We start from the raw sequence: 11603 nt of genomic DNA, 5'->3' as shown, positions 1-11603 counted from the left end.
GGGGCCAAAACCATTTACATCAGAAGATAGGGAGAAATTTAGGGAGCTTTTTAAAAGAGCGATTTCACTTTAAAAATGAACCGTTCATTTTTAAGGAAAACCTAGAAAAATAATATTGTGACAAGTATTTCAGTTCTTTTTTTAGCCTTACACTACACTCACGTAAGTTGTTCTTTAGGAATGTGTTTAGGTATACAACTGCATAAAATCTCTTTTACTTTTTCAATAATTTCCTCTTGTGAACAAATTGTATTCACACTTCTTCCCCCTCTTACCTTTACATATCGATGTAGATTTCGTTCATGTTTTTCAACCATATCCTCACGATTATGTTGTTTAGCTACTTCTACAGCCCTTGTTGTCGTTTTAATGTGCAACTCATATTTTTCAATATCTAGCTCTGAAAATCCAATCGCCAAGCCTTTGCAAGGATTACCACTGTTGCATGTCAAACAAGGTGGCGCTTCCATATGTGGACAATCTCCTTTCAATCGTGCATGACATGTTCCATAGGGATTGTCCATTGCATTTAATTTATGCTCTTGCCAGAGTGCTTGTAATATATCCTCAGGGATATATTACAAGCATTAATCTTTTGCACCTCACATAAAAAAAGATGGTGTAGTCGGCTGGGTAGCAAAAGATATTTTTCGTTAAAATAATAATGGACTTTTTAAAAGCTCGTTCAAAAAAAGAAGATAGCCATCTCATATATAGGTGGCTATCTTCTTTTTTTCGTATATTAGCTGGTCTTCCGTCAGTGGGGATGAAAAAATCACTGATAGAAGTTTCACTTTATATGAAAGGAATATTCCTACTCTCAAATGGATAGTCATATGTGCGACTTCTATTTCAATTTCTGTTCAATCTTATCATGTATCAATTCGATTTTTTCAGGCAGTATAAATAAATATTCGACCAGGACTTCCAATAATTCTGTTAATAAAACAATCATTTCATCGTCAATTTCTTGCTTTAGTTCAAGCATTTCATAAAAAGGACTGTCCGGATGAACAAGGTGGCCAATATTTTGGATCGGTTTCGTTAAATCAACATGTTTTGGAAATTGCTCGAATTGCTGGCAAAGAGACTGCCCATTCGTTTTCTCCCCAAGGAAATGTTTGAGGACACCTTCAAGAACTCGTTTTGACATTACTGCAGTAGCAGAATGATCTTTTGACTGACTGATATTTAAGGTAGAGCGATATGATCTGAGAAGGTCTATAGGGATTTTTTGGTTGTGTTCGAGTTGATGTAAAGGATCTTTTGAATCTGAAGGATTATACATAAAGATGTCTACTTCATTGATTTGATCTGAACAATTATGAAACATAATGACAAACTCTGATGGTTTTTCACATTCAGAACAAAGCCCTTCTGCGAATAATCCTCTTTTTTTCACTTGGTAAAAATTTGCTTTCAACGTAAATTCACTTGATTTACCGCAATTCGGACATTGGCTTTTAATATTTTTTGGTATTTTTAAATATCCATACTGGGTATAAGATAAAATGGCTCCCGGCAATATTTTTTTCATTTAAACCTCCTATGAAACGCAATCCTAATTTGTAGCTTATATAAATATTCCTGATAACTACTCAGTCACCCTATGAAAATATAAGATAATTGGAGAATTTTAATAAAAAAATATGTTTATCTGTTTTATCACAAGATGTAGTAGTATTGCACATGTCTTTGTTGCAGCAAAAAAACAGACCGAATTTTAGCCTGTCAAACTCCTAAGTCAAGGGTATAGCCGAATTTTATGATTGGTGATACAAATTTCTTCGTTGATATAAAAAGTATAACTTTAAAAAAAATGTTTGCAAGATGTAATATATGGAACAGAAGTTATTGGTAATTCGCGTATGTAAGGTAAACAAATGGGAACGTTTGTTGAATAGGTTTTATTGAAATGATCAATCTTTATTCAAAATGTTTTTTTGGATTAGCTACTAAATAAGATTTGGTGACTTCTTTCTTGATTTTAAGTTTTGATAAAGTAAATGTTTTTTCTTTTGAACCCTTCTGAGAGAATTCCTTATTCTTTCAGAAGGGATAAACAAACGCTAAAATATTTTCTAACTTTTTCTAGATCGTGATTGATATTTTGAAGTTCGTTTTACTTCCTTCATAATCATGGTAAGATGACTCTTATACAGATTCGTTAATCATCTTCAACCTTCGCTTTTCTAATCCCCATTTGGTTCTACTCCTCAACGTAATCAATTTATACATAAGCTTATTCACATTCTTTACTGGCCTAACTTGGTTCTTTAGTTCAATAAGAAAAAACCTTGCATTACAACAGTGAACTATACCCTTGCTTCCCACAATAACTAATTCCTTAATAAACCCCTTTTTAAATCCTCAAATTCTTCTTTTACAATAGCCGCAAGCTTTTTGAGAATCAGAGAAGCTGTGACGGTTCCATTACGAACAGAGCTAGTTAATCGTAATAAGTCATCCCAATTTTCTCTTATTTTCTTTGTATGAATTGTTCCGCCAATCATAAATTCTAGATGTGGTTGATTTACGGGCTTTCCAAAAGTATAAATTTTATTTTTACTAAACGTTTTAATTCTAGGAGCAAATCGAAATCCTAACATATGACACATGGCAAAAACGTGATCTACGAAGCCTGCTGTATCCGTATAATGTTCTTCAATTTTTAAATCTGTTTCATGATACAGTAGGCCATCAATAATATGGGGCGCTTCTTCTGAAGAACTAATAACTTGTACATAAAATGGGGCGTATTGATCTCAGATATGTGTATAAAAACTTAATCCTGGATCCCTACCATGTTTTGCATTTACCTATGAAATTTGTGTCGCATGCTCTATGTAATATACAACTAGCAATACTAAACATAATAGAAAATGACGTACCCCTTTCCAAATGGCTACTTCCAACAATCTACCTCAAATGATTTACATATTTTCTTTTAGCATTTTTATCATTTTATCCTATAAAAAAAGACTGATTTAAAGATTTCCTCTTCAAATCAGTCCTTCTCATTATTTCGGTAATTCAATTCGAAACGTCGTACCTTCTCCTTTTACACTCTCCACTGAGATTTCTCCATGATGCAATTCAACAATTTTCTTCACAATGGATAAACCTAAGCCACTTCCTTCTACATTACGAGCCCTTGCTGTATCCACCTTATAAAATCGATCAAAAATCCGACCTACTTCTTCTTGTCCCATACCAATCCCGCTATCTGAGATTGAAATCACTACACTCGTTTCTAATTCTTCTACAGCAAATCCAATCGTTCCACCACTATCTGTAAACTTAATACTATTTGTAAAGATATTTGTCCACACTTGATGAAGTAAATTTTCATCGCCTCTTACATTTATGTTAGGTACGTCAAATTCAACCGCTATGTCTTTTTCACGCCATTTCCATTCCAACATAAAAATGACATCTTTCATTTGTTTATGCACATCAAATTCTTTTATTTGAAGAACCTTTTCCTCTTTATCTAAAGAAGCAAGCGTAAGTAACTGCTTACATAAACTAGACATTCGCTTACTTTCGCCCTCAATAATTTGTAAATAACGTTTTCTTTCATCTTCTGTCATCTTTTCTGACTGTAGAGTTTTAGAAAAACCTTGAATCGAGGAAAGTGGAGATTGAAATTCATGAGACACGTTAGAAACAAACTCTTGTCTCATTTGATCTAACTCTTTTATACTTTTTATCATTTTTTTAAAACTCGTAGATAATGTTCCAATCTCATCTTTTCGCCCTTCTTCTAATTCAATATCATATTCACCATTCGCAATTTTTTGCGTCGCTTTTGTAAATATGCGAATCGGACGAACGATATACCGCGCTGCGATTGCAATAAAAATGATACTTAATACAACAATAAATCCAAGCAATACCGCTAAGAAAATCCTCATTTCGCCGAATTGTTGCTGAATATCAGGACGAATAAATAAGGCATATTGCTTATCACCATGTTTCAGCGGAACCCCTACGCTATTAATTAATTCATTATCAAAAAAGCCTGTTATAAATAGACGAGTTGGATAGGTAGAAACACCATTGTATGTTTTCCCTTGTAAGACTTTGTCAATGGTAGCATCACTAATCTTTATAGTCCGAAAAGCATTTCCAATTCGTTTCCCCTGTTTTTGATCATCTACTACATAAATCTCATAACCTAATTTCGCAATAGAATGTAAATACTCATCCTTATTTTCCTCAGTCTGTTTTTCATATAAATGTTTTACTTCCTCGGCGTAACGTAAAATCTTTTCACTATTATACGGTTTTAATTTTACTTGATAATAAACATTGGTTAATAAAAAACCAATGATGCTACTAAGAAGCATAATCCCAATAGTAATCAATGCAAATCTAGAATAAAGTGACTTCATCTTATTTCAGCTCCAACTTATAACCAAGTCCACGTACCGTTTTAATTTGAAAATCATCTGTTCGTTTTGAAAAACGATCTCGAAGACGTTTAATATGAACATCGACTGTCCGTTCATCTCCTTCAAAGTCCATCCCCCAAACAAGTTCAATCAACTCTTCTCTTGAAAACGTTCTTCCAGGATACCCTGCAAGTTGTGATAACAATTCAAATTCCTTTAAAGGAAGTAAAATCGTTTGGTCATTACATTTTACCTCAAAGCTTTTTCTATCAATCGTTGTTCCGTGAAGCGTGATAACGTCCGCACTCAGCTTTTGATAACGACGAAGTAAAGCTTTCATACGGAAAATAACTTCCGCTGGTTCGAATGGCTTTACAATATAATCATCTGTTCCTGAAATAAATCCTTTTTCTTTATCCACCAATTGATCTTTAGCAGTTAATAAAATAACAGGTATATCATGATACTTTCTAATTTCTTCGCACAAAGTATATCCGTCAATAAATGGCATCATGATATCGACAACGGCCAGGTGAATATTTTCTTTTTCTAATATGGATTGCGCTACCTTTCCATCCTCAGCTTCAAAAACTTTATAGCCTTCCTTTTGTAAGTGGTAATGTAATAATTCTCTAATATGCCCGTCATCATCCGCTAATAAAATATGTATCATATTCATTAAATCCTTCCTTGTTTATCCTTCTACACTATTACATTAAGAAACAATTGTGTTTTTTGCAAGAAAAAGCCCGCATTTAAAATTAAATATATACAAATATTAATAAATATTACAAATTAAAACCTACACCTTCGATTACCAAGTAATTTTCGATACAGGCTCTTTTTTATTCACCTGTAGTACTCCGTTAGTTAAGCTGTCCTCCCTCTTTGTAGGAGTCAAAAAGAACGAGCAAGACGGAATCCAAGGTCATCAATGCAAAATGACGGATGGCTACGATTTCATAAATTTCATCACATCTAGAACCATTAGATCAATACAAAAATCACGTTGTTTTTGTAGATAACTACCTGTTATCCATTCATACAGCACAGGTACTACACTATAGAAGATGAAAATGGATAGAATGTGTTCATACTATTTTATGGTTGGAAGAGGAATTTCAATCAACTACGGTACTTTAGAGCCTATCCCTTAGTTGAAGAAAGAATAGTGTATAGCGTATTTTCATAAGTCGTCAATTATTACTATGGATCTTTAATTTGTACTTATAGTTAAAAAAGATAGTAGGGATATTCAATCCTTACTATCTTTACTCTTACTATTTGTATGTCTTAAATTTGATCTGCTGTCTTTTCTCTATTCTAAAGAATGTATAAAAAGGCCGCTACGAAGCTTCGGTTCAAACCAAGTGGACTTTGGTGGCATAACTTCCCCCGCATCGGCAATTGCTAATAAATCTTCCATTGATGTAGGATATAAAGCAAACGCTACTTTATAATCACCACGATTTACAAGGCGCTCTAGTTCCTCTAAACCTCGAATACCACCAACAAAATCAATGCGGCTATCTGCACGTGGGTCGTGAATTTGTAATACTTGACTCAATAAGTGATCTTGTAAAATAGAAACATCTAAACGTTGTACAACATCATGGGCATCAAATGTTTCTTCTTTCACAGTTAGTTTATACCACCCCTGATCCAAATACATACCAAATGATTTTGGTTCAGTTGGTTTATATGGAGATACATCAGCTTTTTCCACATAAAAATAGTGTGAAATTTGCTGTAAAAATTGGTCCTGTGATAAACCATTTAAATCTTTCACAACACGATTATAATCCCAAATTGATAGTTCATCATGAGGGAATAAAACAGATAAAAAGAAATTAAATTCTTCTTCTCCTGTATAGTTCGGATATTGTTCCCTACGCATTAACCCAACTTTCACAGCAGATGCTGATCGATGATGTCCATCTGCAATATATAAGGAAGGAATCTCTTCGAATGATTCTACTAATGCAGAAATCGCATCAATTTCTGCGATTTTCCATATTACATGCTCCACACCATCATCCGTAGTAAATTGATAAATTGGCGTGTGATTTTCTTGCCAAGTTGCAATTAACTTTGTTACGTCTTCTTTCGCACGATATGTTGAAAAAATCGGACCTGTATTCGCATTACATATATCAACATGACGAATGCGATCTTGTTCTTTTTCATGACGGGTCCGCTCATGCTTTTTAATTGTATTATCAGTATACTCGTCGATTGATGTACAAACGACAAGCCCAGACTGTGTTCGCCCTTGCATTGTTAATTGATAAATATAAAGACATGGCTCTTCATCTTGAATCAATACTTCTTCTTGCATTAAACGTTGTAGGTTTTCACTTGCCTTTTCATATACGCTATTATCATATGGTGAAACAGCCGGATCTAAGTCTATTTCAGCTTTATCAATATGTAAAAAGGAATATGGGTTTCCCTTTACAACTTCTCTTGCTTCTTCACTATTTAACACATCATACGGCAGTGCTGCAACTTGTGCAGCTTTATCAGATACTGGACGAATTGCCCTGAATGGTCGAATTGTCGCCAAATCTCTCTCTCCTTTATACAATCATTCGAACAGCTACTACACCTGTGATTTTCTTTATGTTTTCAACTACATTTTCTTTAATTATATCATCAATTCCATTATCGATATCAATCATTGTATATGCAAAAGAGCCTTTACTACGGTTTATCATATCAGCAATATTAATATGATGTTCCGCTAAACATCCTGTAATTTGCCCCACCATGTTTGGAACGTTTTGATGCATAATTGTAATTCGTTTCTTTCCGACATAAGGAAGTTCCACATTTGGATAATTTACTGAATTACGGATATTTCCTGTTTCTAAATAGTCTCGTAATTGACAAGCAGCCATAACTGCACAATTCTCTTCAGATTCATACGTTGAAGCTCCAAGATGGGGCGTTGCCGTTACATTTTTCATTTTTATTACATTTTCATTTGGAAAATCAGTTACGTAATGATTAATAATTCCTTCTTCTAAAGCTTTTGCTAACGTAACTTCATCCACAAGTTCTCCTCTTGAAAAGTTAAAAAGACGGACACCTTTTTTCATCGTTTGCACAGCATGTTCTCCAATTATCCCTCTCGTTTGATCTGTCAGTGGAATATGCAATGTAATATAATCACATGTTGCAAAGATTTCATCTAAACTAAATGCACGTTGTACGTGTGTTGATAAGCGCCATGCTGTTTCAACAGATATATATGGATCGTATCCAACAACATCCATACCAAGAGATAATGCATCATTTGCGACAAGAGCACCAATGGCACCAAGTCCAATAACACCAAGTCGTTTTCCTGCTATCTCTGAACCAACGAATTGTTTTTTCCCTGCTTCGACAAGCTGCGGAACTTCTTCACCTTCTAATCCTGTTGTCCAACTAACCCCACTTATAATATTACGTGATGACATGATAAGACTGGCAAGAATAAGCTCTTTCACTGCATTCGCATTTGCCCCTGGTGTATTGAAAACAACAATCCCTCTTTCTGTACAACGTTCTACAGGAATGTTATTTACACCAGCTCCAGCTCTTGCAATTGCCTTTAAATCTTTTGAAAATTCTTCTTGATGTAAGGAAAAGCTTCGAAGTAGTATACCGTCTGGATGTTCTAAGTCTTCTCCAACCTCATATCGCTCTCCACCAAAAATTTGCAAGCCTTTTTCAGCAATCTGATTTAATGTTTGAACGCGAAACATTTCCCCATCTCCCTATCTATTCTCTAGCTCAAAATCCTTCATGTAATCTACTAATTGTTGAACGCCTTCCACTGGCATTGCGTTATAAATGCTAGCTCGCATACCACCAACAGAACGATGTCCTTTTAATGTAACAAGCCCTAGTGTTTTAGCTTTTTGTAAAAATTGCTCATTTAAATCATTGGATGGTGTTGTAAATGGAATATTCATAAGCGAACGATATGCAGGATCAACCGGTGAAGTAAATAATTTTGATTCATCTAAGAAATCGTATAGAAGCGCTGCTTTTTTTCTATTTTGTTCTTCAATTGCGGATACGCCGCCCTGCTCCTTTAACCATTCTAATACTAGCTTCGTCACATAAATACTAAAGGATGGCGGTGTATTATATAAGGAATTATTTTTACTGTAAGTTTCATAGTTTAACATTGTCGGACAAGAAGTATCCGCTTTACCAATTAAGTCTTTTCTAATAATTGCAATCGTTAGTCCTGCTGGTCCTAAATTCTTTTGTGCTCCTGCATAAATGAAACCAAATTTCTCTATATCGTATTTTTCAGATAAAATATTCGAAGACATATCAGCAATAAGCGGAATATTCTCTAACTGTGGTAACTCAACATATTTCGTTCCTTCAATCGTGTTATTCGTTGTTATATGTACATAATCTAGTTCTTTCGGAATCATTGGAACATCTACATGTGGAATCGTTGAAAAATGATTTTCTTCCGATGAAGCAATAACTTCTACTTCACCAGTTTTCTGAGCCTCCTGTAAGGCTTTCTTAGACCATGAACCTGTAAGTACGTATCCGGCTCTTTTATGTTCATTCATTAAATTCAGCGGAACCATTGAAAACTGTAAAGATGCTCCTCCTTGTAAAAATAAAACATCGTAATTCTCAGGAATGTGCATCAATTCACGAAGCAAGCTACTTGCTTCATCTATAATACTTTGAAACTGCGAAGATCGGTGACTCATTTCAATAACAGACATACCTGTCCCGTTATAATTTAAAAGCTCCTTTTGCACTTTTTCTAAAACTGGCAAAGGGAGTATAGATGGCCCTGCTGAAAAATTGTAAACTCTCTCCATCAACCGTATGACCTCCCTGTTTCTATATTCGTTATTTTTTAAACTTTCTGAATTATAACCCATATAAAATATACGGTCAATTTGTTTTGCTTTATTAGGATGCAAGACGCAATGGAACCGTTTGCAGATGCATTTACTTTTATAAACATACAAAAAAGTGTTAAGCATTTCATCTCGCTTAACACTCCATTCATAAATTTATAAGAGCTAATTGTCCGTAAAAAACCGATCATAAATTTGATAAAGAGCAGAAAGACCAAAGAGCCAATAAATGGTATCCACAAGAGCTGGTGTAGAACCAAACCATTTCTCAACTACATTATAATCCAGCGCAACAAACAACCAATTCAAACCGCCAAGAATCACCAGAATTACTGTAAGGTAAGACAAAAACTTCATTATGATTGCCCCCTAGGTGATAAAATGGTGAAAGGCCTTTCACTAAAATATATGTAACAAATCAAAAAACTTTCTTATTTTTCAATTAAATTTATCACACATTAACGAGCAGTAATATCCCTACCTCAACATTCAGCAAAAACTAAGAGGAGGACATTTGTCCCCCTTACTTGTTATATAAAAATAAACAATGTAACCTATATGATTTTATTTTGTTCCTACTGCAATACCTTGTGTATCAATTTTCGTAATTAACTCATGGTATCTCTGCATCTCTCGCTCACTATTATCCCAACTTTCACCGTAAACGTGACTTATTTTTGTTGTTCGGATTTCTAAAAGAAACGAGCCCTCCTCATCTTGCAATAATACATATGTAATTGTTCCTTCTTTATAAAATTTAGTTGGATGTGCATTTTTTAATTTCTCGACACTAGGTTGACCAACCTTTCCCATCACAACTGGAACATAATCTTCCTCAACAAATTGCTGAAGTGATTTCTCACTAAAATCACTTCTTTTCAATGAATATAAAATAGATTCCACCGTATACTTATTGAATTTTTCTTTTTGTTCTTCGAGCGCTCTATCCTGATATTCAACAATCGATTGTTTTGTTTCTTGGCTGATATGTGGCGTTGTATTTCCAGTTTCCCTCTGATACAGGTTGTATAATTTTTCAGCACGATACATAAGAGTAAAAGAGAAAATAATGACTAAGCAGATTCCCCATTTATTATAACGCGGAGATTTAATATCTGAATACGATTGAATTTGTTTATGCTCTTCAGACGATAATTGTGACCGAGCAACCGTGGGCGCTACTTCTTCGGCTTGTTGTTTTTCAAACACGGCTTCTTTTCCCCAAAAACTTGCTAATTGCGACTCAATCTCTTCTGGTGACAGCTTTTGTGTCGATATATTTACAGGCTCTACTTTCCCAACATCACGTTTCATTTTAGAGATTTCTCGATCTCTAATAAATTGATTCCGGCGCAGATTCGTTCTCCAATCCGAAGGCATACCTAGTCCAACTTCTTTATATATCTTCCCTTTAATAATAGAAGAAACAAGACACATCACAAGAACAACAAAATAGATAATACCTGCATACCTACCTATCACATATATAGGAAGAATAAGCCATCCAATAAAACTTAATACAATTAAAAAAGTATACACATACCGATTCAAATTATATACAAATCCAAATAACGAGCAAAATTTAGAAAAAGCTCGTTCTAAAATTTGTGAAAATCCCATAGTAAAAGCACAAAATTTATTTTTCGTTACAATTATATCCTTATAAATTTCTCTAACGCCCTCATCATTTGGATCTAGTTTCATCGCAGTTTCAGCTAGCATTCTTGCTTTTTTAAAATTCCTCTTCTCCTTCGCTATACTTGCAAAACAGAAAAGATTCGTTATATTTTCTGGATTTAATTCTAAAGCACGCTTTTCAGCCTTTAATCCCTCTTCTTTTCGTTTTGGGAAATGTTTCAAAAGGATATAAGCATACCTGCCTACATACGTTTCATTTTCAGGGTCTAATTCCATCGCCTTTTCTAGGTAAACAAGTACATTTTTCATTCCTTCAAGATGCATGACAGCTTCGCTCATATAGAAATAATATGATCCCTCTTCAGGATAGTTTCTTATACCAATTTCCGCTATTTCTCTTAATCTTGTAAAATTACTTTGCGCAGTAAAAATATCTAATCCTGCTAAAAGAACAAATTCATTTAAGTGATCTAATTTAAGTGCTTCTTCTATATATTCACTTGCAATATCACTTTCATGAAGCCCATAGAAATATACATAGCTTAAGCTGAGATATCCATAAACATCTTCTGGATCTTCCCTAACCATAAGTTCCGCTTCTTCTTTGGCACGCTCAACATCACCAAGTTTCAGCAAATAATAAACCCTTCTAAAATTGTCTTCCATTCCCTCATCCCCT

The 11603-nt window shown here is 34.3% G+C and carries 8 protein-coding genes and 3 pseudogenes; 1 reads left to right on the top strand and 10 read right to left on the bottom strand.

The genetic code is table 11. The features are described 5' to 3' along the window. Nucleotides 1–73 (top strand): annotated as a pseudogene (locus ACM6HU_RS05805) (YaiI/YqxD family protein); the annotation flags it as partial. An 85-nt stretch (nucleotides 74–158) separates the two neighbouring features. Here ACM6HU_RS05805 and ACM6HU_RS05800 read toward each other — a convergent pair. The 10 genes and pseudogenes from ACM6HU_RS05800 to ACM6HU_RS05755 form a co-directional block, all read right to left on the bottom strand. Further along, nucleotides 159–604: pseudogene (locus tag ACM6HU_RS05800) on the bottom strand (hypothetical protein); the annotation flags it as partial. 243 nt (nucleotides 605–847) lie between these two features. Continuing rightward, nucleotides 848–1537, bottom strand: coding sequence for a hypothetical protein (locus ACM6HU_RS05795; protein ID WP_016115347.1), 690 nt, complete (start codon nucleotides 1535–1537; stop codon nucleotides 848–850). A gap of 841 nt (nucleotides 1538–2378) precedes the next feature. Further along, nucleotides 2379–2819: pseudogene (locus ACM6HU_RS05790) on the bottom strand (Tn3 family transposase); the annotation flags it as partial. Nucleotides 2820–3020: 201 nt separating this feature from the next. Continuing rightward, nucleotides 3021–4397 (bottom strand): sensor histidine kinase, encoded by a 1377-nt coding sequence (locus ACM6HU_RS05785; protein WP_016115349.1) that lies wholly within the window; start codon nucleotides 4395–4397, stop codon nucleotides 3021–3023. 1 nt (nucleotide 4398) lies between these two features. Then, nucleotides 4399–5076: a response regulator transcription factor gene (locus ACM6HU_RS05780; protein WP_077293979.1), complete on the bottom strand. Its 678-nt coding sequence runs from the start codon at nucleotides 5074–5076 to the stop codon at nucleotides 4399–4401. Nucleotides 5077–5715: 639 nt separating this feature from the next. After that, on the bottom strand, nucleotides 5716–6963 hold the full coding sequence (locus ACM6HU_RS05775) for a DUF1015 domain-containing protein (RefSeq protein ID WP_016115351.1): 1248 nt from the start codon (nucleotides 6961–6963) through the stop codon (nucleotides 5716–5718). A 13-nt stretch (nucleotides 6964–6976) separates the two neighbouring features. After that, nucleotides 6977–8149: a phosphoglycerate dehydrogenase gene (locus ACM6HU_RS05770; RefSeq protein ID WP_016115352.1), complete on the bottom strand. Its 1173-nt coding sequence runs from the start codon at nucleotides 8147–8149 to the stop codon at nucleotides 6977–6979. A 12-nt stretch (nucleotides 8150–8161) separates the two neighbouring features. Next, nucleotides 8162–9244: a 3-phosphoserine/phosphohydroxythreonine transaminase gene (gene serC, locus ACM6HU_RS05765; protein ID WP_016115353.1), complete on the bottom strand. Its 1083-nt coding sequence runs from the start codon at nucleotides 9242–9244 to the stop codon at nucleotides 8162–8164. A gap of 207 nt (nucleotides 9245–9451) precedes the next feature. Beyond that, nucleotides 9452–9643 carry a DUF378 domain-containing protein gene (locus ACM6HU_RS05760; protein ID WP_016115354.1) on the bottom strand — a complete coding sequence of 64 codons (192 nt, stop codon included), beginning with the start codon at nucleotides 9641–9643 and terminating at the stop codon, nucleotides 9452–9454. A 207-nt stretch (nucleotides 9644–9850) separates the two neighbouring features. Beyond that, nucleotides 9851–11590 (bottom strand): tetratricopeptide repeat protein, encoded by a 1740-nt coding sequence (locus ACM6HU_RS05755; protein WP_016115355.1) that lies wholly within the window; start codon nucleotides 11588–11590, stop codon nucleotides 9851–9853. Between the last annotated feature and the right edge of the window lie 13 nt (nucleotides 11591–11603).

It is taken from the genome of Bacillus sp. IT-79MI2 (assembly GCF_949768135.1).
Taxonomy (GTDB): Bacteria; Bacillota; Bacilli; order Bacillales; family Bacillaceae_G; genus Bacillus_A; species Bacillus_A pseudomycoides.
This window is presented reverse-complemented; position numbering and strand designations above follow the sequence as displayed.